Annotated in this window: 17 protein-coding genes; 9 read left to right on the forward strand and 8 right to left on the reverse strand. The window is 61.2% G+C overall.

Annotation, left to right across the window (positions count from 1 at the left end; all coding sequences use genetic code 11):
* Nucleotides 1–24 precede the first annotated feature (24 nt).
* Nucleotides 25–591: an NAD(P)H nitroreductase gene (locus tag ACA041_RS23610; RefSeq protein WP_497437941.1), complete on the reverse strand. Its 567-nt coding sequence runs from the start codon at nucleotides 589–591 to the stop codon at nucleotides 25–27.
* A 122-nt stretch (nucleotides 592–713) separates the two neighbouring features.
* Here ACA041_RS23610 and ACA041_RS23615 point away from each other — a divergent pair, with 122 nt between their 5' ends.
* Complete coding sequence (locus ACA041_RS23615) at nucleotides 714–2,168, forward strand: TrkH family potassium uptake protein (protein WP_497437942.1); 1,455 nt, start codon at nucleotides 714–716, stop codon at nucleotides 2,166–2,168.
* Here ACA041_RS23615 and ACA041_RS23620 read toward each other — a convergent pair.
* Entirely contained in the window at nucleotides 2,125–3,186 is a 1,062-nt protein-coding gene (locus tag ACA041_RS23620) for an AraC family transcriptional regulator (RefSeq protein ID WP_497437943.1), read from the reverse strand. The genes ACA041_RS23615 and ACA041_RS23620 overlap by 44 nt on opposite strands.
* 162 nt (nucleotides 3,187–3,348) lie before the next feature.
* On the opposite strand from ACA041_RS23620, the gene ACA041_RS23625 reads away from it, so the two are divergent.
* Nucleotides 3,349–3,660, forward strand: coding sequence for an Mpo1-like protein (locus tag ACA041_RS23625; protein ID WP_497437944.1), 312 nt, complete (start codon nucleotides 3,349–3,351; stop codon nucleotides 3,658–3,660).
* Between the two features lie 27 nt (nucleotides 3,661–3,687).
* The gene (locus ACA041_RS23630) at nucleotides 3,688–4,278 is read left to right on the forward strand and encodes an HD domain-containing protein (protein WP_497437945.1); all 591 of its coding nucleotides are present in this window, start codon (nucleotides 3,688–3,690) and stop codon (nucleotides 4,276–4,278) included.
* 145 nt (nucleotides 4,279–4,423) lie between these two features.
* On the opposite strand, the gene ACA041_RS23635 is transcribed toward ACA041_RS23630, so the two are convergent.
* Nucleotides 4,424–5,239 (reverse strand): UDP-2,3-diacylglucosamine diphosphatase, encoded by an 816-nt coding sequence (locus tag ACA041_RS23635; RefSeq protein ID WP_497437946.1) that lies wholly within the window; start codon nucleotides 5,237–5,239, stop codon nucleotides 4,424–4,426.
* A 134-nt stretch (nucleotides 5,240–5,373) separates the two neighbouring features.
* Between ACA041_RS23635 and ACA041_RS23640 the strand changes: the two genes are divergently transcribed.
* Entirely contained in the window at nucleotides 5,374–6,138 is a 765-nt protein-coding gene (locus ACA041_RS23640; protein WP_497437947.1) for a helix-turn-helix transcriptional regulator, read from the forward strand.
* A gap of 108 nt (nucleotides 6,139–6,246) precedes the next feature.
* The gene (locus ACA041_RS23645) at nucleotides 6,247–7,140 is read left to right on the forward strand and encodes a DMT family transporter (RefSeq protein ID WP_497437948.1); all 894 of its coding nucleotides are present in this window, start codon (nucleotides 6,247–6,249) and stop codon (nucleotides 7,138–7,140) included.
* On the opposite strand, the gene ACA041_RS23650 is transcribed toward ACA041_RS23645, so the two are convergent.
* The 4 genes from ACA041_RS23650 to recQ form a co-directional block, all read right to left on the reverse strand.
* Nucleotides 7,134–7,421, reverse strand: a complete 288-nt coding sequence (locus tag ACA041_RS23650) for an Rdx family protein (RefSeq protein WP_497437949.1) — start codon at nucleotides 7,419–7,421, stop codon at nucleotides 7,134–7,136. The genes ACA041_RS23645 and ACA041_RS23650 overlap by 7 nt on opposite strands.
* A gap of 95 nt (nucleotides 7,422–7,516) precedes the next feature.
* Nucleotides 7,517–9,307: a motility hub landmark protein FimV gene (locus tag ACA041_RS23655; RefSeq protein ID WP_497437950.1), complete on the reverse strand. Its 1,791-nt coding sequence runs from the start codon at nucleotides 9,305–9,307 to the stop codon at nucleotides 7,517–7,519.
* Nucleotides 9,308–9,436: 129 nt separating this feature from the next.
* Nucleotides 9,437–9,871, reverse strand: a complete 435-nt coding sequence (locus tag ACA041_RS23660; RefSeq protein WP_497437951.1) for a MarR family transcriptional regulator — start codon at nucleotides 9,869–9,871, stop codon at nucleotides 9,437–9,439.
* A gap of 120 nt (nucleotides 9,872–9,991) precedes the next feature.
* Nucleotides 9,992–12,118, reverse strand: coding sequence for a DNA helicase RecQ (recQ, locus tag ACA041_RS23665; protein ID WP_497437952.1), 2,127 nt, complete (start codon nucleotides 12,116–12,118; stop codon nucleotides 9,992–9,994).
* Nucleotides 12,119–12,531: 413 nt separating this feature from the next.
* On the opposite strand from recQ, the gene ACA041_RS23670 reads away from it, so the two are divergent.
* The 3 genes from ACA041_RS23670 to lapD all read left to right on the forward strand — a co-directional run bounded on the left by ACA041_RS23670 (nucleotide 12,532) and on the right by lapD (nucleotide 15,611).
* A complete protein-coding gene (locus tag ACA041_RS23670; protein ID WP_497437953.1) occupies nucleotides 12,532–13,119 on the forward strand; it encodes a UPF0149 family protein in 588 nt (195 codons plus the stop codon).
* Nucleotides 13,120–13,129: 10 nt separating this feature from the next.
* Nucleotides 13,130–13,525, forward strand: coding sequence for a YbaN family protein (locus ACA041_RS23675; protein WP_497437954.1), 396 nt, complete (start codon nucleotides 13,130–13,132; stop codon nucleotides 13,523–13,525).
* Nucleotides 13,526–13,670: 145 nt separating this feature from the next.
* Nucleotides 13,671–15,611: a cyclic di-GMP receptor LapD gene (gene lapD, locus ACA041_RS23680; protein ID WP_497437955.1), complete on the forward strand. Its 1,941-nt coding sequence runs from the start codon at nucleotides 13,671–13,673 to the stop codon at nucleotides 15,609–15,611.
* A 208-nt stretch (nucleotides 15,612–15,819) separates the two neighbouring features.
* On the opposite strand, the gene ACA041_RS23685 is transcribed toward lapD, so the two are convergent.
* Entirely contained in the window at nucleotides 15,820–20,814 is a 4,995-nt protein-coding gene (locus ACA041_RS23685) for a retention module-containing protein (RefSeq protein WP_497437956.1), read from the reverse strand.
* A 592-nt stretch (nucleotides 20,815–21,406) separates the two neighbouring features.
* On the opposite strand from ACA041_RS23685, the gene ACA041_RS23690 reads away from it, so the two are divergent.
* Complete coding sequence (locus ACA041_RS23690) at nucleotides 21,407–22,765, forward strand: TolC family outer membrane protein (RefSeq protein ID WP_497437957.1); 1,359 nt, start codon at nucleotides 21,407–21,409, stop codon at nucleotides 22,763–22,765.
* Nucleotides 22,766–22,775 lie beyond the last annotated feature (10 nt).

Raw genomic sequence — 22,775 nt, forward strand, 5'->3', positions numbered from 1 at the left:
CCCACATTAGTTAGATCGGTGTCGTCAGGCTTTTGCGGGCCAGGCGCTGACGAATTCGGCCAGGTCCACCTTCTCGGCCACGCGCGGCTCTTTCTGCGGCGTGCCAAGGTAAAGAAACGCAATCACTTCTTCCCCTTCCGCCAACCCCAACCCTTTGGCCACATGCGGCGAATAAGCCAGTTCACCGGTGCGCCATACCGCGCCAATCCCTTGCGCATAGGCCGCCAGCAAGATCCCGTGGGCCGCACAGCCTGCCGCCAACAGTTGCTCGGACTTGGGGTATTTGACGTGATCCTGCAATCGCGCAATCACCACGACCACCAACGGCGCGCGCAACGGACCGTTGCGCGCCTTGTCCAGCGCCGCCTCGGACACTTCGCTGTCCGCCAGCTTCGCCGCTTCGGCCAGCAACTCGCCCATCTGCTCGCGCGCCGCACCTTCGACCGTCAGGAAGCGCCAAGGCTGCAGGTGGCCATGGTCCGGGGCACGCATCGCAGCGGCAAACAGCACTTCGCGCTGCTGCGCAGTGGGTGCCGGTTCGAGCAGTCGTGGAACGGAAACACGGTTGAGCAAAGCGTCGAGAGCCTGCATCGGCCACCTCCTGAAAAAAATGTCCGGCTATTCTAGCTTCAACTACCCTGGCCGTGCCGGTTTACATGCCCTGCCCCACAGGTAGAATGGCGCCCTTCCCACTATCAGCCCGAGCGGACTTCATGGCGTTGCCGACCTTACGGACTATTGGTTTCATCATCGGCATCTTTCTGATCACGCTGGCCATCGCCATGGTCGTGCCCATGGCCACGCTGGTGATCTTCGAGCGCACCGGCGACCTGCCGTCGTTCCTCTGGGCCAGCATGATCACCTTTGTCGCCGGCCTGGCCCTGGTCATCCCCGGGCGTCCCGAACACGTGCACCTGCGCCCGCGGGACATGTACCTGCTGACCGTCAGCAGCTGGCTGGTGGTGTGCATCTTCGCCGCGCTGCCGTTTTTGCTGACGCAACACATCAGCTATACCGACTCGTTCTTCGAAAGCATGTCCGGCATCACCGCCACCGGTGCGACCGTGCTCAACCGCCTGGACGACATGTCACCCGGTATCCTGATGTGGCGCTCGTTGCTGCACTGGATCGGCGGCATCGGCTTCATCGGCATGGCGGTAGCGATCCTGCCACTGCTGCGCATCGGTGGCATGCGCCTGTTTCAGACCGAGTCGTCGGACCGTTCCGAAAAGGTCATGCCCCGCTCGCACATGGTGGCGCGCTTGATCGTGGCGGCCTACGTCGGCATTACCATTTTCGGCAGCCTGGCGTTCTGGTGGGCCGGGATGAGCCCGTTCGATGCGATCAACCATGCGATGTCGGCGATTTCCACCGGCGGTTTTTCCACCTCCGACCAGTCCCTGGCCAAGTGGACGCAACCGGCGGTGCACTGGGTGGCGATCGTCATCATGATTCTCGGCAGCCTGCCGTTCACCCTGTACGTGGCGACCTTGCGCGGTAATCGCCGCGCCCTGATCAACGATCAGCAGGTGCAAGGCTTGCTCGGCATGTTGCTGGTGACCTGGCTGGTGCTCGGTACCTGGTACTGGTGGACCACCCAGCTGCATTGGCTCGAGGCGCTGCGGCACGTGGCGCTGAACGTGACCTCGGTGGTGACGACGACAGGGTTCGCGCTTGGGGACTACAGCCTGTGGGGAAATTTCTCGCTGATGCTGTTCTTCTATCTGGGTTTTGTCGGTGGCTGCTCGGGATCGACCGCCGGCGGGATCAAGATTTTCCGCTTCCAGGTCGCTTACATCCTGCTCAAGGCCAACCTTAACCAATTGATTCACCCACGTGCGGTGATCAAGCAGAAGTACAACGGTCACCGTCTCGACGAAGAGATTGTGCGCTCGATTCTGACCTTTTCGTTCTTCTTCGCCATCACCATCTGCGTGATCGCGCTATTGCTGTCGCTGCTCGGCGTTGACTGGATGACCGCCCTGACCGGCGCGGCCAGCACCGTGTCCGGTGTCGGCCCGGGGCTGGGCGAGACCATCGGGCCGGCGGGTAACTTCGCTTCCCTGCCGGACGCCGCCAAGTGGATTCTCTCGTTCGGCATGCTGCTGGGCCGGCTGGAGATCATTACGGTGTTTGTCCTGTGTATTCCGGCGTTTTGGCGTCATTGACCCGGTTCGGCGCTTCCATCAGCCGTACCCGGTATTCGCCGGGGGTGGCATCGAACCAGCGTCGAAAGGCCCGGAAGAAGTTGCTCGGATCGGCGAACCCCAGCAGGTAGGCAATCTCCAGCAGGGTCATGCTCGGCTGGGCCAGGTACTGCTCCGCCAGTTCACGCCGGGTGTCGTCCAACAGCGTCTGAAAACTCGTGCCCTCTTCTTGCAAGCGTCGCTGCAGGGTGCGCTGCGACAGGTGCAACGTCTGCGCCACGGTATCGCGCTTGGGTTCGCCCTGGGGCAACAACCGGCACAACACCTGCCGCGCCTTGTGGGTCACCCGGCTCTCAGAGAACCGCGCCAGGTATTCGCCGGCAAACCGGTCGTGCAGCAGCGCCATCGCCTCGTTGGCGGTAGGCAGCGGCGCTTCCATGTCGGCGCGCTCGAAGATCAAGGCGTCATACGAGGCGTTGAACACCAGCGGGGCGTGGAAGGCTTGATTATAAGGTCCGATATCAACGGGTTGATCGCCTTGCAGCAGCACCTTGCGCGGCTGCAGCGTACGCCCGGTCAACCAGCCGCACAGAGCCAGCGCACAGGCCAATGAGGCTTCGGCGCTCTGCCGGGTGGGCGGCAGATGGTCACCATGAACCGTCAGAATCAGCGCGTACCCCTCATCCAGCAGGCGGAAACTCAGGTCGGCGCTTTCGGCAATGATCCGCTGATAACGCACCAGCCGCTGGAAGCCTTCGGCCAGGGTCTGGCTGGACATCAGGGCATAGCCCGCCACATGGAAGGAGGCCGGGCGCACCACCTTGCCCATGTTCAGGCCAATCGCCGGGTTGCCGGACAGCTCGACCGCACGCTGCCACAGTCGCGTCATGGAATCTTGCGGGAAGCGCGCATCCGGATCGACCAATGCCGCGTAGTCGAGCCCCAGTTGCTTGAACAGTGCCCGGCAATCCAGGCCGTCCATTTCCAGTGCTTTGACAATCCCCATCGCCCAGCTTGCAGAAGTCGTTCGTTCGCTCATGGCGTTTACTTACATGATGAGCCGCATGCTACGGCCGGTTTTTCCGAAGGATAGTAAAGTGGCGCCTATTGTCACTGGCTGATGCCATTGATCACTCTAGACTTAAATAAGCTAGCCGCAGAACAACTTGCAGTCAGAACGATAACCATAGAGATCGCAGTCGTGGAAAACATCAGGCGATTCAACAGTTTCGCTGAGTTTTACCCGTATTACCTCAGCGAACACAGCAACAGTACCTGCCGACGACTGCACTTTATCGGCACCACGCTGGTGATTTTCATCCTGGCCCTGACCATCGGCAAAGGCGCCTGGCTGATGTTGCTGGCCCTGCCGCTGGCGGGTTACAGCTTCGCCTGGATCGGGCATTTCTTCTTCGAGAAGAATCGCCCTGCGACCTTCCAGCATCCGCTTTACAGCCTGCTCGGCGATTTCGTCATGTACCGGGACATGATCCTGGGTCGCGTGCCGTTCTAGGCGCAATCAATCAGAAGAGGACCGCCGATGAACGCCAATGCCCGCTTCACCCACATGAAAGACGGCACCCAGGAAGACTGGGCGATCATCGCCGCCGACTTCAGTGCCTACGCCCGGCAGTTGCCGACACGAATCGTGGCGCACCTGAAGTTGCTGGAGGGCGATTTTGGCGGCTTCCCGGTGGATCGCCTGAGCCACTCCCTGCAAACCGCCACCCGCGCCTGGCGCGATGGCCGCGACGAAGAATACGTGGTCTGTGCCCTGCTTCATGACATCGGTGACACGCTGGGCTCCTACAATCATCCGGACATCGCGGCGGCAATCCTCAAGCCGTTCGTCAGCGTCGAGAACCTGTGGATGGTGGAGAAACACGGGATTTTCCAAGGTTACTATTTCTTCCATCACCTGGGCATGGATCGGCACCTGCGCGAGCAATTCAGCGGCCATCCGCAGTATCAGGCGACGATCGAGTTCTGCGCCAGGTATGACGCGGCGGCGTTTGATCCGGCGTATGACACGCTGCCGTTGAGCTTCTTTGAACCAATGATGGAGCGGTTGTTTGCGACGCCTAAGAATTCGATTTACAAGGCGGCGATGCAAGAGCAGGCGCCGGCCTGATAATCGGAGGGGACCGCTACGCGGTCCATTCGCGAGCAGGCTCGCTCCCACAAGTATCCGCGTTGGTTCACCTTTATCATATTCACCGGAGATCAAGTGTGGGAGCGAGCCTGCTCGCGAAGAGGCGCGCCCGGACACCTGGTTCTTACGCCGGCTCTGCGATCTTCACCGCCCTCAACTCAGCCTCCCGCGACTGGGCATCTGCCAACCGATACAACTCGATCGAGCCATCCCAATGCTCGATCAGCGCCGTGCATGACTCCACCCAATCCCCGCAATTGAGGTAGTCCACCCCGCCCACCCGGCGAATCTCGGCGTGGTGAATATGTCCGCACACCACGCCATGCAATTCGCGCTTGACGCATTCGTGGGCGATGGCTTCTTCAAAGTCGCTGATGAAGCTGACCGCAGTCTTAACCTTGTGTTTGAGGTAGGCCGACAACGACCAGTAGCCATAACCATAACGGGCGCGCCAATGGTTGAGCCAGCGGTTGAGGGTCAGGGTGAATTCGTAGGCCGAGTCGCCGAGAAAGGCCAACCAGCGGTGGTACCGGGTGATCACGTCGAACTGGTCGCCATGGATCACCAGCAAATGACGGCCATCGGCGGTGACGTGCACCGCTTCGTCCACCAGTCGGATGTTGCCCAGAATCAGCGTCGAATAACGGCGCAGGAACTCGTCATGGTTGCCGGTGACGTAAATCACTTCGGTACCGCGTTTGCTCATGGTCAGCAGCCGACGAATCACATTGGTGTGCGCCTGGGGCCAATACATGCCGCCGCGAAGTTTCCAGCCGTCGATGATGTCGCCGACCAGGTAGATCTTGTCCGCATGGTAGCCCTTGAGAAAATGCGACAGGTGTTCGGCCTGGCAATCCCGGGTGCCCAGGTGCACATCGGAAATCCACAACGTCCGCACACGTTGCTTGCGACTGGGTTTGGCGAGCTCGGCGCTGGTCATGGGCAACCCTCTGCGATTGTTTGGGCAAGCTTGCCCGCGCCGGGTTAATTGCCCATGACAATCGCAAGTCAGTCCTGTGACAACGCTCGCAGGCGCCCTCGGTGTAGACTGGCGACCTTGATAGGAGACCTGCGATGAGACCGATCCTCACGCTACGCCAGTACAGCGACGACCTGATCGTCCACAGCCACGACCACGCGCAACTGGTGTTCGGGCTGTCGGGCGCGCTGGATTTCGAGGTCGACGGGCGTGGTAGCCAGGTCGTTCAGCAAAGTTTCGTGGTGGTACCTTCCGGGCTTCATCATGCCTGCGGCAGTGCCAATGGCAGCCGCTGCCTGGTGCTGGATGTGCCGAGCGATCAGTGGGTCTTGCAGTCCCTGGGCGATCACGCGCAAGCCAGCCGTCGTCTGCTCGACAACGCCGGGCGCCTGCCTCTGGATGCCGGACAGAGCCAACTGGTGAGCTGGCTGGCGGGCAGTCAGGTCGGTGATCCAGTGATCGCGCAACAGGGTGCAGTGCTGTTGCTGGCCAGCCTCAACAATGCCAGGCCGCAGATCATGGGCGCTCGGCGTCTGCCGTATGCCGCGCTGAACGCACATATTGATCAGTACGCGGCCTACCCGCTGCAAGTTGCCGATCTGGCGCGTATCGCCGGATTATCCAGTGCGCGATTGCATGCGCGGTTCGTTGCCGAATGCGGGCAGACGCCCATGGACTATATCCGTAGCAGACGATTGCACATGGCCGTGGGCCTGTTGCGGGATTCGGCGTTGCCCATCGGCGAGATTGCCAGCCGGGTCGGCTACAGCTCCCAGAGCGCCTTCGCGGCCGCGGTGCTGCGTGAGTTCGGCGCCTCGCCGGGCAAATTGCGGCGCGAGGCTGGCGACAAACAACGATAGTTTGCCGACAGACACAGACTGCCTTCACAGGGTTCAATGTACCCCTGGAACGCGTTCAGTGTTGATGAGCGTCGCTCGCCGGGTTCAATACGTTTATCAAGGACTGCAATGACTCCCCGTACCGCCCTTGGCGCTCTGCATATCGGCGCACTGATGTTTGGCCTGACCGGTGTGTTCGGCAAACTCGCGGCCGCCTCTCCCGGCGTCATCGTTTTCGGACGTGCCGCGTTTGCGGTGTTGGCGTTGGCATTTTTTGCACGGTTCGCCAGCAATACCCGCTGGCTGAAACTTGAGGCCGTGGACTGGCGCCGACTGTTGCTCAGCGGCTTGCTGCTAGCCGGGCACTGGGTCAGTTTCTTCATTGCGGTCAAGGTCGCCGGCGTGGCGATCGCGACCTTGGGCTTCGCCAGCTTTCCGGCGTTTACCGTGATCCTCGAAGGGCTGATCTTCCGCGAGCGGATTCGCGCCAACGAAATCCTGCTGGTGGTTTTGGTGAGTGTGGGACTGGTGCTGGTCACGCCGGACTTCGATCTGGCCAGCGGCGCCACCACCGGCCTGCTCTGGGCGGTGGCTTCCGGCTTGCTGTTCGCGCTGCTGTCATTGACCAACCGCGCCAGCTCGGCCCGCATCCCACCGGTGCAGGCGGCGCTGTGTCAGAACGTGGTAGTCGCGCTGTGCCTGCTGCCGGTGGCGGCACCGCAGTTGAGTGAGGTGCGCCCCCTCGATTGGCTGTGGATCGCTCTGCTCGGGGTGTTCTGCACCGGCGTCGCTCACAGCCTGTTCGTCGCCAGCCTGGCGGTGATCAAGGCACGAACCGCCGCGGTGGTGTTTGCTCTGGAGCCGGTTTACGGGATCACCATGGCCTGGCTGCTGTTCGATGAAAATCCGACGCTGCGCATGTTGATCGGCGGTGCGTTAATCATCGTCGCGATCGTGGTGTCCAGCCGGCTCTCGGGTGGCTCAAGCAAAAAGACCGTGGCGGCACAAGCCCCCTCTCACTGAGACCGGTCGTTGTGCCCCAGGTCGCGGTCCGGGTCGATCTGATCGCGGACCCGCTGCTTGAGCACCTTGGCCTCGGGGAAACCGCCGTCGGTCTTGCGCTCCCAGATCTGCATTTCGTCACAGAAAATGTGAAAGACCCCACCGGTACCGGGCACCAGGGACACTTTGCCCAGGTCGTCGCCAAAGGTACTGAGCAGTTCCTGGGCCAGCCAGGCCGCGCGCAACAGCCACTGGCATTGCGTGCAATAAGTGATGATGATTTCCGGTTTATGCGCGGTCATGACGGACGTATCTCCTGAGCTAGAGGGCGTCGCTATCATAGCGGCCTTCGTCGCCACGCACATTTATGAACACATAAATCCAATTGCAGGCAATCCTAGCGGATACCGGCCAACAAACTCCGGGCGGTCTGTTTGAGCGGTTCGTCGCCATCCTTGAGCAACTCGTTGAGCAGCTCGATGGCGCTGTCCAGGTCGCCGTCATCGATGCAGGTCTGGGCCTGTTCCAGTTTGCCTGCATGGCTCAGTTCGAATGACTCGAGCTCCATCGATTCGGCACTCAAGGGTTCAAGCTCCAACGACAAGCCGGGATCACCGAATTCATCGAGAAAGTCTTCATCCAGAGGCTGTGCATCAGGCTCGGCCACCCACTCGAACTGGGGTTCGTCCAGTGTCGGCTCGTCAGGCATTTCGAATACATCGGGCAAGACGTGCAGATTCGAAGTGAATTCGGGCTCGCTGGCGCGGGTTATCTCGTTCGGGGATACGGCGGCCGGCGGTTGGTTATCGAAGGGGCTGATCAAGTCCCAGCTCGAATCAATCGACAGATCATCCAGGTTCAACTGAAACTCATCGCTGGCGGCTGCCTGGGCCTGCGCGACCACGGGCAGCGCGATGGTGGGGGCGATGGACAAGGCGGCGGCATTGCCCATTTTCGGATAACGCTCACGAATCTCCACAAGCTTCTGCGGGTCGAACCCGGCGTCACGCAGGCTGTGCTCCTGAGCATCATAGGCGGACACGTCGCCCTGTTTGCCGAGAACTTCCAGCAGCCGCACCGCCAGATCGGTGCGATGAGACTCCTTGAGCAAGGCCTCCCTCAACAAACCGGCCGCTTCGGAAAAACGGCCATAGGCCAGATAAATGCCGACCCCTTCGAGCACATCGCCCGCCGGTGTCTCTTCACCCTGTACGGGTGCCGGAGCTTGCGGCTGCGCTTGCCGATTCAGCACCGGTTCATGCCGTGACGGCAAAACGGGTATCGGCTCAGCCACTGCCTGAACCTGCTGTCGCTGACGGCGAACGAAAACTGCGAGCAACACCAGGGCCACCAGCAACAGCAACCCGAAGACCAGCGGCAAACTGGTCGTCTCTATTTTCTCGACTACTACCGGTGCTGGAGCTGCGGCTTCTGGCGCAACAGGCTGCGCCGGAGCCTGTTTGACTTGCGCCAATTGAGTCTGCAACTCGGTCAGCTGATTTTTCTGGCTGGCAATGTGCCCGTTTTGCGCCTGCAATTTTGCATTCAACTCATCGATCGTCGCTTGCAACTGCTGGTTTTGCAGGACACTGGCGGCCAATTGCTCGGCAGCAGGATCAGTGACCGGCGCGGCAGCCGGTTGATCGAGGCGCGGGGTGGGCGGCTTTTTGCTCTTCACCGCAGGCGGCGGTGCAACGGCTGGCTCGACAGTCGGGAAGGCTGACGATGACGTGCTGGCAACCGGTTCGTCAGCCACCGGAACAATCCCCGGCGCGCCCGGCGGGTCGATCAATACCGTGTACTCGCGCAGCACGCGCCCGTTGGGCTGATTGAGCTGTACCAGGAAGTTGAGGAAGGGTTCATTGACCGGCTTGCTGGAGCTCACCCGGATCAGGTTGCGGTTGCCGCGCAAGATGGGCGTGAACTTCAGGTCGTTGAGGAAGAACACCCGATCAACGCCGACGCGGCTGAATTCTTCTGCCGTCGCCAGGCTGACCGACAACTCGCCCTCCTCCAGGCCCGCGGCGTCCGTCAGGGCGATGTCGGCGCGCAGCGGTTGATTCAGCGCCGAATGCAGGGTGATTTCGCCCAAGCCCAGCGCGGGCGTCAATGCCGAGTAAAAAACAGCACCACCGACCAGAAGCAGCCTGGCGCAACCGCGCAATACCACGTGCAAACTCTCGAGCATGAGCATCCCTTGGATAACCGGAACCAACCTTGTACGCGTTCGCACATCCGGTACGAACACGATATTGCCGACTAGTTCTTTATAGTCTGCCCAACGGGGTATCTCAAAAGTCCGGCATGCGGTTATGCCTCAAGATTTTTCCAGATTGGCCAGAATGTGTCCGTGCACCCGCATACAGATTTTCAAATCCGCTTCATCGACGCCATTGAACAACTCGTGACGCAGCTGGGTGGCAATGGTTTCAATTTGTTCGATCAGCGGGCGGGCCGGCGCACAGAGTACGATCTTTTTTGCCCGGCGGTCTTCCAATACTGATTGACGCTGTACCAGTCCCTGGCTTTCCAGGCTGTCGAGCAAGCGGGCCAGGGTCGGCCCTTCGACGCCGACACTCTGGGCCAGTTCGCGCTGGGTCGGTGCATCGTCGAAACGCGCCAGGTGCAGCAGCACCAGCCAGCGGGCCTGGGACAGTCCGAGGCCGGCTAGACGGCGGTCCAGTTCGGCACGCCAACCGCGCGACATCTGGGCCAGTTGCATGCCAAAGCGGTGTTGATCGGTGAACGGCATAAAACACTCATGTTCAGGCTGAAAATAGAGAAAAGCTAATTATTAGTCAGCTAAGCATGACCTTTGGCTATAGGCAAGGCTTGCTATGTACTGAATCGTTACATCTGTGCGCCAAGTCATTCAGATTTCGAATTCCGACTGCAAAGCGGCACGAACACAGTACAAGACACCTTCCGGCACTCGCCCGGCGAACAGCGCGGCAATCTCCGACACGGGCGGCAATTCACCCTCGCCGTCGAGGAATGCGTCCTGGACTTCGCCCATGAGATCCTCGGGTAGATCCAGCGCTTGCTCCAGCGACAACTGCTGCTTGCCAATCGCTTCGGCGAGCATGCTGTAGACGTTCTTTTCCGAGCATTGCAGTTGGCCGGCGATCTGCAGCGGGGTCATGCCGGCCCGCGCCAGGGTAATCAATTCATGGCGCACGTCGGCCACCACTGTCGGCGCCTCGACCTGGCCGCCGAGGACGGCGAGGAAGGCCTCGCCATAACGTTCCAGTTTGCGTGCGCCGACGCCGCTGACCGTGGCCATCTGCGCCAGCGAGGTCGGCTGGCTGCGAAGCATTTCCAGCAGCGTCGAGTCCGGGAAAATGACGTACGGCGGCACACCATGCTCTTCGGCGAGTTTGCGCCGCAGGGCGCGCAAGGCTTCCCACTGTTCGCGTTCTTCGCCGCGAACCAGCTGGCTCGCCTGGCTCTTGCTGCTTTTGGCAGTGGTTTGCGGCTTGAGGTCGCGGCGCAGTTCCAGGGTCACCTCGCCCTTGAGCAATGGCCGGCAGGTGTCACTCAGGCGTAAGCCGCCGTAGCCTTCGAGGTCGATATCGGCCAGACCGCGGGCAACCAGCTGGCGGAACAGGGAGCGCCATTCGCCTTCGGCCATCGCCTTGCCGACGCCGTATACCGACAGGTGCTGATGACCGATGCTGCGGATTTTTTCGTTGTCCTTGCCCAGCAGCACGTCCACCAGATGCCCGACGCCATAGCGCTGGCCGGTGCGGTAGATCGCCGAGAGCGCCTGACGGGCCGGCTCGGTGGCGTCCCAGGTCTGCACGCCGTCAACGCAGTTGTCGCAATGGCCGCAGGGTTCGGGCATGTCTTCGTCGAAATAAGCCAGCAGCGTCTGGCGTCGGCAGCGGGTTTCTTCACAGAGCGAGAGCATGGCGTCGAGCTTGTGCTGCTCCAGACGCTTGTGGCGTTCGTCGCCCTCGGAGTTCTGCAACATCTGCTTGAGCATCACCACGTCTTGCAGGCCGTAGGCCATCCAGGCATCCGCTGGCAGGCCGTCGCGGCCGCCGCGACCGGTTTCCTGGTAGTAAGCCTCCAGGGATTTGGGCAAATCGAGGTGAGCGACGAAGCGCACGTTGGGTTTATCGATGCCCATGCCAAACGCCACGGTGGCGACCATGATCAGGCCTTCCTCGTTGAGGAAACGTTTCTGGTGGTGGGCGCGGGTATCGTTGGGCAGGCCGGCGTGGTACGGAAGTGCCGGGAAGCCTTGTTCGCTGAGGAACACCGCCACTTCGTCGACTTTCTTGCGCGACAGACAATAGACGATGCCGGCATCGCTGCGCCGTTCCGCAAGAAACGCCAGCAATTGCTTGCGCGGCTGCTCCTTGGGCACGATGCGGTAGAAAATGTTCGGGCGGTCGAAACTCGAGAGGAAACGCTCGGCGTCCTGCAGATGCAGGCGATCGACGATTTCTTCCCGGGTGCGCTTGTCGGCGGTCGCGGTCAGGGCGATGCGCGGAACATGGGGGAACAGTTCCGCCAGCTGGCCCAGTTGCAGGTATTCGCGACGGAAGTCGTGGCCCCACTGCGACACGCAGTGCGCTTCATCGATGGCGAACAGGGCGATTTCAAGGCTTTGCAGAAACGCCAGCATGCGCGGCTGGACCAGGCGTTCGGGCGCCAGATAAAGCATTTTCACTTCACCGCGCTTGATCCGGGCGGCCAGGTCGCGCTGCTGCTCGGCACTCAGCGTGGAATTCAGCGCAGCTGCGGCGACACCCAGTTCTTCGAGGGTCGCAACCTGGTCGTCCATCAGCGCGATCAGTGGCGAGACCACCACCGCCAGACCTTCGCGCAGCAGTGCCGGCACCTGGAAGCACAGGGACTTGCCGCCACCGGTAGGCATCAGCACCAGGGCGTCGCCACCGCTGGCCACGCGCTCAATGATTGCACCCTGACGGCCACGGAAACTGTCGTAGCCGAAGATGTCCTTGAGGACGCGTTGAGCCTGTTCGAGCATAAAAACTCCAGAAATCACCAAAACATCCCTGCAAGACTGGTTCAGAACCACGCAGGCTGCACCGACAAATAGTAAGTGCGCATTGCATGACGCTTCACATCTCAGCCGCGACGCCAGCAGGGCATCACAAAACGCGCGAGTATACCCGAGCGCTGTCCGGCAAAGGGCGCCGCTGAGAAGACACACGAACGTCAATGCACCGCTAAACCTGTGGGAGCGAGCCTGCTCGCGATGGCGGCGTGTCAGGCGATAAATGTATTGGATGTACCGGCCTCATCGCGAGCAGGCTCGCTCCCACAGAGATTGCGGTGTTTGTGAGGTCCCAGGTGTGCAAATATCCCGCGCGGCTGGCCCAAGCGCTCAAGAAGGCCTAGAATTCCCGCATCTGTTTAATTCCCCAAGGTAGCCCTTTAATGTCCTTCGCTGAGCAACTAACCCGTTTGCAAGTCTTCCTCGACGCCGACGAACTGCATGACGAGGCGCTGGACTACGTGGCCGCCCACGGCTACCTCACTGCGCTTTCGATCTGTTCCGAGGAGGTTCCGGATCGTGAATGGATCGACGCCCTCTTCGCCGAAGAGCCGCATTACGCCGACGACACCGAGCGTGAAGCGATCGAATCCACCCTGTTGGCCCTCAAGGCTCACATCGCGCGCCAACTGGCCGCCGATGAAGAGTTCGAGCTGCCATGCGACCTTGACCTGGGCGAGGAGCCGGACGATTCCGACCTGCGCGGCTGGTGCATCGGTTTCATGGAAGGCGTGTTCCTGCGCGAAGCGGCCTGGTTCGAAACCGCCGAAGACGAAGTCAGCGAAATGCTGCTGCCGATCATGGTCGGTTCCGGTCTGTTCGACGAACAGCCTGAGTTCGAAGACATCGCCAAAGATGCCAACCTGATGGACGACATGATCGTGCAGATCCCGGAAGCCCTGACCGCGCTGTACCTGCTGTGCCAGGCGCCAGACGAAAAACCGGCGATCCTCAAGCCACGTCACCACTAAGGTTTTGCCTATGGACAACCCCATAGGCAACCGCTCCTTGATGTTGCGTTACGTGCTGCTGGCCGTCGGCTGGCTGAGCGTGACGCTGGGGGTGATCGGGATCTTCCTGCCGGTGCTGCCCACCACACCCTTCCTGCTGCTGGCAGCCGCCTGCTTCGCGCGCAGTTCCCCGCGTTTTTACCATTGGCTGGTGGAGCATCCGCGGCTCGGCCCCTGGATTCGAAATTATCTCGACGGCAACGGCATCCCGCTCAAGGGCAAGGTGTATGCCATCGGATTGATGTGGACGAGCATCCTGCTCTCCTGCTACCTGGTGCCGTTGCCGTGGGCCCGAGGCGTCATGCTGACCAGTGCTGTGCTGGTGACTGTCTATATTCTTCGACAAAAGACCCTGCGCAAGTCTTGAGCTTTAAGTATTCGAGGCTGCAGTCTTTTGCGCGCCGCCCCGACGATCTGCCCCTCCTCGCGACAAACACCGCCTAGACTTCACGCATCTGCACCCGAGTCGCCAGACATGCCCACGGCCAGTCGACACAGCAAGGAGCGTGTTCATGTCGTTGCGCAAACAATTGTTTCTCGCCATTTGCCTGTTCCTGCTGGTGGCGTTCAGCGGCAGTTTTTTCGTCAGCCTGGAAAGCGCCCGGGAACAGATGCTCGGCCAGTTGCGCGCCCACGCCCAGGACGCCGCCACGGCCCTGGGTCTATCGCTGACCGCGCAAATCGACGACCCGGCGATGATCCAGCTGATGGTCAGTTCGATTTTCGACAGCGGCTACTTCAGCAGCATCCGGATCATCAATATCGAGAATGAGCAGGTGCTGGTCGAGCGCAGCGCAGCGGCATTGGCCGACGATGTGCCCGACTGGTTTGTCAGTCTGGTCAACCTGCATCCACAAGGTGGCGACGCATTGATCATGCGCGGCTGGGAACAGATCGCGCGTGTCGAAGTGCTGAGCAATCCGCAGTTTGCCCTGGCCAAGCTCTGGGACAGCACCCTCGGTAGCCTGATCTGGCTGTTGCTGTGTGGATTGCTCAGCGCGGTGTTTGGTGGATGGTTGTTGCGTCGGCAATTTCGCCCGCTCGAGGCCATGGTCAGACAGGCCGAAGCCATCAGCAAACGCGAGTTTCTCAGCCTGCCGAGACTGCCGCGTACGCCGGAATTGAAACGCGTGGTGCTGGCCATGAACCAGATGGTCGAGAAGCTCAAGGCGCTATTTTCCGAAGAGGCCGCGCGCAGTGAGCAGCTGCGGGCGCAGTCTTTTCAGGACAGCCTGACCGGCCTGGCCAACCGGCGCTTGCTGGATGAACAACTGGCTGACTGTCTGCTGGTGTGCGAGCAAAGCAGTGGCGGTCATTTGCTGATGCTGCGGATCAATGATCTGGTCGGTCTCAACCAGCGCCTCGGCGGTCAGCGCACCGACGCCTTGATCAGCACCGTGGGTCAATTGCTGGCGCGCCTGACTCAACTGCCGGAGCGTCGTACCTGGCTGGCGGCGCGTAATCGCGGTGGCGAATTCAGCCTGCTGACACCGGGCCTGGACAGCCAGGATGCCGCACGCCTGGCCGGCGAAATCAGCGCGACCCTGGAAAACCTGCGCCTGACCGGCGCCAGCGATTGCATGCCGGTGGCGCATCTGGGAATGGTCGCGTTCAAACCCGGCGAGCCGGCCAGTGATGTGCTGCTGCGACTGGATCAGGCACTGACACAGGCGCAGCTGCATCCCGAGCGACCGTGGAGACTCCTGAGCCAAAGCGACAGCGCGCCGAACCAGTCCCCACACGACTGGCAAACCTGGATCGACGAGGCCCTGACCGAAGGCAAGATGCAGCTGTATTTTCAACCGGTAGTGCAATGCGCCGACACCAGCCAGGTGCTGCATCACAAAGTCCTCGCGCGCCTGCTCGATCCACAAGGCGCAGCGATTGCCGCCGGGCATTTCCTGCCGTGGATCGAGCGTCTCGGCTGGTCGGCGCGGTTCGACCTGGCCATGCTCGAAGCCACCCTCGACTACCTCCTGGTCAACCGCTGGCCCCTGGCATTGAGCCTGTCCGGCAGCACCCTGCGCGATCAGGCGCATCTGCAACGGATCCTCGACATGCTTGAATCACTGCCTGAGCTGGCCCCGCTGCTGACCCTGGAAATCGATGAACGCCAACTGCCTCCACCGCAGGATCTGCAACGCCTGAGCCATAGCTTGCTCGACACCGGTTACCGCATCGGTCTGCAGCATTTCGGTGGCAGCTTCAGCCAGATCGGCAACCTTACGCAATTGGGCCTGGCGTACTTGAAGATCGATGGGGCCTACATCCGGGGCATCGATGAGCAGCAGGACAAGCGGCTGTTTATCGAGGCGATTTTTCGGGCGACGAACAGCATCGATTTGCCGTTGATTGCGGAAATGGTCGAGAGCAAAGGGGAGCTGGAGGTAATCAGGAAGTTGGGGGTGTTTGGCGTGATGGGGCGGTTGATCGGGCCGCCGGAGCCGATGTGAATTCGTCGATGGACCGCGTTATCGTTCTTCGCGAGCAGGCTCGCTCCCACAGTTGATCTTAGGTGCTACAAAAAGAGGGTTCACAGAATATCCAATGTGGGAGCGAGCCTGCTCGCGAAGGCTATCTTGCAGACAATGCATCACTCAGGTTCCTGCCCGGTAAACCGCCACCTCTCCCCACAGAGATGGCGAGTTCAGTCTTTTCAGATCACACCGTATCCACCTTCAACGAATGATCATTCAACATCCCGTTGATGATCGTCGCCGTATCGTGCCCCCCCGCGACCACCCCACCCGCCCCTGGCGTGACGCCGTAATGGCTGGCCAGGTTGACGCCCGCCAGGTCGATGGTCTGGTTCGGCGCGGCGCCGGCCATGCCGCTGACATCGATGCTGGTGACCAGTGAGTCGCCGCTGCCGCTGATTTTGAAATGCAGGTAGTCATCCAGCGAAGCCGCGGTGCCGTTTTCCCCTTGCAGCAGTTGCGACAGATCAAGTTTATCGGTGCCCGGCGTGAAGTCGGTGACCACGTCGTGGCCGCTGTTGCCCTTTAGCCATTGGAAGGTGTCTGCGCCGCCGCCACCGGTGAGGGTGTTGTTGCCCAAGCCGCCGATCAGGAAGTCATCGCCATCCCCGCCTTTGAGGATGTCGTTGCCCAGGCCGCCGTTGATGATGTTGCTGAGGTTGTCACCGCTGAGGGCGTCGTTGAAGTTCGACCCCGTCAGGTTTTCGATCGCCGTCAGTGTATCGGTACCGGTGCCCCCAGTGACTTGTGCTGCGGTCAGGCCCAAATTGACGCTGACCCCGGCCGTGGCATGGGCATAGCTGGCGGTGTCGTTGCCGGTGCCGCCATCGAGCAGGTCGTTGCCCAATCCGCTGAACAGCAGGTCATTGCCGCCCTCCCCGTGCAAAACGTTATTGCCGTTGCCGGCTGTCAGCACATCATTGCCATCGCCGGCATTGATGAGGTTGTCGCCGCTACCCGCCACCAGCACGTCATCGCCCGCGGTGCCGACCAGCGTGTGCCCTTGCTGATAACTGATGGTCACGGCCGCGCTATCACTGCCGCCATGGTTGTCGCTGGCGGTGTAGGTGCCATGGTAATCCGGGGTGGCTTCCTGGGCCCCGGCGTAATTGACGGTCATGGTCAGCTTGTAGTTTTCCGAAACGTTGCCGCCATGCGCCGGGCCGTCGGGGATATTGATGAGGTGGATCTGGTAAACGCCATCCGAGGTCGCGGTAATGGTCTGGCCATCGGCGATGGCAATGAAGGCGCCACCGTTGACGGAATACTCCATTGCGATATGACCGCCCGACAGGTTGTGGTCCAGATTGAGGGTTTCACCCTGTTTGAGGTTGACGGTGATGCGGTCCTCATCGTTGGCATTGGCGTGGGTGACTTTCCCCAGATAACCGCTGACGACCAGCACGGCGGTCATGGTGGCCGCATTCGCCGCAAAGGCGCTGCGCACGTTCGCCAGGGTCTGGTTGGCCGAGGAGTTGTGGACGCCGGAGAAGTTGATCGCCCCGGTTCCGCAGAAGTCCGCGCCTTTGGCGATCCAACCGGTGTTGAAGGTGGTCGGTGCGGCACTGAGCGGGTCGCCATCGGGATCGCTATCGTTGGCCAGCAGCAACTCGCCCGGCACCACGACGCTCCCCGACAGCACGTTGGTGATGACGTGATCATCGACCGCCACTGGAGGCGCGTTCGGAATGACCTTGACCACCAGCGTGGAACTGGCCAGGTCGCCGTCGTTGTCGCTGACGGTGAAGCCGATGTTTTCGGTGAGCACCACCGCCGTGGTTTTCTGCGAGGTGTAGGTGTACTCGCCGGTGTCGAGGTTCACCAGCAGGGTGCCCTTGTTGTCGGTGGCGATGCTCAGGGTGTTGTTGACCGTATTGAACGTACCGTGATTGGCACCGCCGCTGAAGTTCAGCGAACCCTGGTTGCCGTGGCCTTTGGGGTCATAGGTGTAGGTCGTGCCGTCCACGGTGATGGCCTTGATGAAACCGCCATCGGCACCAAATGAACCGCCCTCGCCCAGCAGCGAACCGGTGACCGGTGCGCCGACCACGGTGCCCGACAGCACCGAGTTGAGCTGAGCGAGGTCCTTGACGATCACGGCGTTGGTATTGCTGTTGGAAATGCCGTCATAAGCCAGCGGATCGAGGTTGGCGTTGCTGACGCCATTGCCCAGGCCGATCGCATAGCTCTTGATGTCATTGGCTTCGAGAAAGGCCTTCCAGGACGCCTCATCCGAGGTACCGATGGAGCCTTCATTGGGTTTGCCATCGGAGAAGAAGTATCCGACGTTCTGCGCCCCGGTCAGTTTGCCCTGGGTGTCGAACGCGGTTTTCGCCACGGCGACGGCGGCGTCGTAGTTGGTGCCACCGCCCGCCGTCAGGCCGGAGATGATCGACTTGGCTGTCGCCACATCCACCCAGACCGAGGTCTTGTCCGAAGCGTTGCTGCTGAAGGTGACAATCTGCACCTTCACGTCGCCCAGGTCGTCGTATTTGTCGAGCAAGGCGCTGATCGCCTGCTTGGCCAACGCCAGCCGCGACAAGCCATTCACACCGGAACCGTCAGCCATGCTGCCGGACACGTCGATGATCAGCAGCAGGTTGGAGTCGATCTCCGCGGCGGCGACCGAACGTTCAGCGGCGACAGCTTTGGGTACGTCATCGACAATGTTCACCACCAGGGTGCTGGTGGTGCTGTTGCCCAGGGCATCGGTGGCTCTGTAGGTGAAGCTTTCGCTCAGGGTGTTCGGTCCGTCATTGGCATTGGGCGATGTTTTCGGCGCCGAGGTCAGGGTGTAGGTGTAGGTGCCGTCGGCGTTGAGCAGGATTTGCCCGAAGGTCCCGGTGGCACTGCCAACCAGGGTGTAGGTGACCGCGCCACTGGCGCCGCTGACGGAACCGACCAGGGTGCCCGAGGCGGTTTCGCCGGTATGGCCCGGCTCGCTGCCGGTGACGCTGCCCGCGGCCAGGTCCTGGCCGCCCTTGCTCAGGTCCAGGGCTTTCTCATAGACGATCACATCCGTGTCGGTCACCGCTTCGATGCAGCTGTTGTAGACATCGATGGTGATGGTGGTGGTGCTTCGATCGCCATCGGCATCGCGCACGGTGTAGGTGAAGGTGTCGGTGGCGCCATGTCTGCCCACCGAATCCGGATAGCTGTGATAAACCGCATTGCCGTGGGCATCAAGCGTGAGGTAACCATAGGTGCCGTTGATGTGCGCACCCAGGCCGCCGATGGCCGAGGTCGAAGTGTCGCTGCCAGCACGCACGCCGATCACGCGTGCCGGGCCGTCGGCGCCGCTGATGTCGTTGTGCAGCACGTTGCCGCTGATCGTGCCGCCCTCCTCCACACTGGCCGCATCCGCTTTGGCGGTGGGCAAGTCGTCGATGATGTTGACGTTGATCTGACCCGAGGCAGTGCTGCCGTCGCCGTCGGTGGCGACCACATTGAAGTTCTCGGTGAGGCTGTTGGCGCCGCGGGCATTGGGATGGGTTTCGTTATCCTCCAGGGTGTAGCTGTAATGGACCACGCCGGTGGCCGGGTTGAAACCGGTAATGGTCAGCGTATTGCCCAGGGCCGTGACGATCGATTGCGGAAACCCTGCGGCCACGCCGCCGGTCACCACGGCGATACCGCCCACGGTGAGGGTTTGCAGACCGTCCAGCGCGATCACTTTGAAGCTGCCGCTTTGGGTCAGGGCCGATTCATCGGGACGCGAGCCGTCGCAGAGGTTTTTCTCATAGACCGTCAGCTCGCCACAATCGATGTCCAGGCCCTTGATGATGACCGGGTCATTGCTGTTGCGGATGTTCAGCACCAGGTTGGCGGTGCTGGTATCGCCATCGGCATCGGTGAGGGTGTAGGTGAAGGTTTCCTTGCCGTTGCCGCCACCGTGCAAGGCCTTGAAGTCGGCATCGCTGGTATTGAGGGTGTAGGTGTAGGTGCCGTCGGCATTGAGCACCAGGGTACCGTAGGTTCCGTTGAACGTGCCGGGGGTGATCGGGCCGCTGCCAGGGCCGGTCGGCACGTGATCGGCGCCTTGCACGTCGTTGCTCAGCACATTGCCGTTGAGACTCAGCCGCGCTTCCGAGGCGGTGCGGGCGTTGCTGTCGTTCACGGCGGTGGGCAAATCGTCGATGATGTTGACGTTGATCTGCCCCGAGGCGGTGCTGCCATCACTGTCGGTGGCGACCACGTCAAAGTCTTCGCTGATGCTGTTGGCACCGCTGGCATCCGGATGGGTTTCGTTATCCAGCAGGGTGTAGCTGTAACTCACCACGCCCGTCTCGGGGTTGTAGCCAGTGATGGTCAGGGTGTTGCCCAAGGGGGTGGTGATCGATTGCGGGAACCCTGCGGCCACGCCGCCACTGATCACGTTGATCCCGCCGATGCTCAGGCTGCTCAGCCCGTCCGGGGCGGTCACGGTGAAGGTGCTGTTGCGGGTCAGCGCAGCGGGGTTGCTGGCAGAACCGTCGGCCAGGTTGGCTTCATTGAGGGTCAGTTCGCCCCCCGCCACCGACAGGCCCGTCAGCGTGACCGGATTATCCACATCGTCAGGAGGCACCGGCACCACACCTGTTCCGCCTGAGCCGCCTGCACCTCCTGCACCGCCCGCGCCACCTGCACCACCTGCACCACCTGCGCCGCCCGCACCGTCATCGCCATTATTCGGGCCGCCGGCCAAACGCTCCAGAGGAAACTCCGGAATACCGTTGAAGCCCGCTGTGGGGAAACCCAACGTGGGATCGACCCGACCTGCCACTTCTTCCAGCATCACAAAACTGTGACCGCCCCCCAGGTCTCCGCTGGCATTGCCCTTGGCGGGGCCGGCCGCCGTGGCTTCAGCGGTCTGCGTCGGGTCGGCCCCCGCCGCGATCGCTTTTTGCAATTGCACGACATCGTTCAGTTGTGCCTGACTTGGCGTCATCACCTCCGTGGTGTCCACATGGGGCACTTGGTGAGCGAGTAGCTGGGCGTTCATTTGCAAACTGCTGCCACGGCCGAGCGTCAGTTCCCGGCCATTTTGCAGATGCACCGCCACCGCCCCCTCGTTGCCGGTGAACAGTAGCTCGCCGGCAAACAGCCGATCGCCCTCAATCAGGGCGCGTCGGGTGCCGTCGCTCGCAACGGCAAACACCTGACCAATGACCTTACTGACGACACCGATGAGCTTAGCCATGTGCATTTCCTCCGCTGCCAACCACTGTCGGCACCCTGTTGTTGCGAAGAATGTGCTCATGGCTCAAGCAGGTCGCAGGCCCGATCGTCACCTGGGCAGGGCTTACCTGAAGTAAGCCGCTGCCCTGGCGAGATGCTCGCCATGCGCGCCGTTCGCGGGCAAATACTGCGTTTCGGGATAAAACCCTATGCAATCAATGGCATCGGGGTCCTGTTGCGCAACCACTTGCCTGCGAGCGATGCGTAACGGTTTTGAAGCAGCTGAGTGACAAAAAACCGTCACCCAAAAACCGTTACGTTTCCCTCCCCTCCAGCACTTCCCCGCCCTATGTCGATAAATGGATTGAACTTTCCTCAAGCGCCAAGAAGCTCCCTAAAGCTTCTAAATCAGGGGCTTTCGCAATGAACAATGTGCTGGATTTTTCAGACCGCATAAGTTTTTTTTGGCATATGGCTTATGAGAAATACTTCTTAGGTTGGCTCCAGAATGTTCTTAGCTCTGTTGTTACAAGCATGAAACGGTTTGACCTATAAAAGTCGTCAAATAATTGGCGACTGATAAGCACCATCAAGGACTTCAGGGAGATGCATCCATGCGCGTTTTGACCCCTCTTTGCGGCGCGATTCTTCTGGCCATGGCCTGCACCAACCAGGCCCAGGCGATCTCATTGACCGAAGCGATCCAGAGCACCATTGCGACTCACCCGGAGCTGTCATCCCGGGTAGACAGTCGCCTCGCGGCCGATGAAGACGTGAAAGTCGCCAGAGGGGGCTTTTATCCATCGGTTGATCTGAATGCCGCCTACGGACGCGGGTACAGCGATAACACCAACACCCGGGCGTTCGGCAATCACCACAAGGAAATTCTCACCTACACCCAATCGGAACTGCGACTGCGCCAGATGCTCTTCGACGGCTTCAATACGGCCAACGAAGTCGAGCGCACCAAAGGCGTGGTCAACTCCCGGGCGTATTACGCTCAGGGCACCGCACAGGACCTGGCCCTGCGCACCATCGAGGTCTACCTCGAAGTGCTCAAGCGCCGTGAACTGGTGACCCTGGCCAAGAACAATCTGCAAGCCCACCTGCGCGTCAACGATCAGATCGGCCTGCGCACCCAGCGCGGTATCGGCAGCAACGCCGATGCCGACCAGTCCACTGCCCGCCGGGCGCTGGCGGAAAACAACCTCGACACCGCCGAAGTCGATCTGGCCGATGCCGAATCGAACTTCTTCGCCGTCGTGGGGCGCATGCCCGATGAACTGGAAACGCTGCCATCGATTCGCGGCGAACTGCCCGCCAGCCTGCCCGAAGCCCAGCAGAGCATGGTGGAAAACAACCCGTACCTGAAATCGGCCCAGGCCGATGTGCAATCGGCCGAGAGCCAGTACGAAGTCTCCAAGTCGCCGTTCTATCCGCGCTTCGACGCCGAAGCCGCGGTGGGCGCGAACAACAACGTGCAAGGCGAGGAAGGTCACGACAACGAATGGCGCGTCGGGATCGTGATGAACTACAACCTGTTCCGCGGCGGCAGCGACAAGGCCCGGCTGGCTGGCAACGCGCACCGGATCAACCAGGCGATGGACATCCGCAACAACGCCCTGCGTCAGCTTAACGAGAACATCCACCTGGCCTGGAACGCCATGGTCAATGCCAAGAAACAAACCCCGACCGCCCGCGAATACGCCGAGACCACCACCCGCGTAAGGGCTGCGTATCAGGACCAGTTCGGCCTCGGCCAGCGGACCCTGCTCGACGTTCTCGACAGTGAAAACGAGCTGTACAACGCCAACCGTCGCTACACCGAAGTGCGTTACGTCGAGGAGTACTCGATGTACCGCGTGCTGGCAAACATGGGCCAGTTGCTGAGTCAACAACGGGTGGTGCTGCCCGCCGACGCGATCGCCCAGGCCGAAGTGAAAAACGAAGCCCGCCTGCCCGAACTGAGATAGCACACCTGGA

Source organism: Pseudomonas sp. LBUM1676 (genome assembly GCF_059695605.1).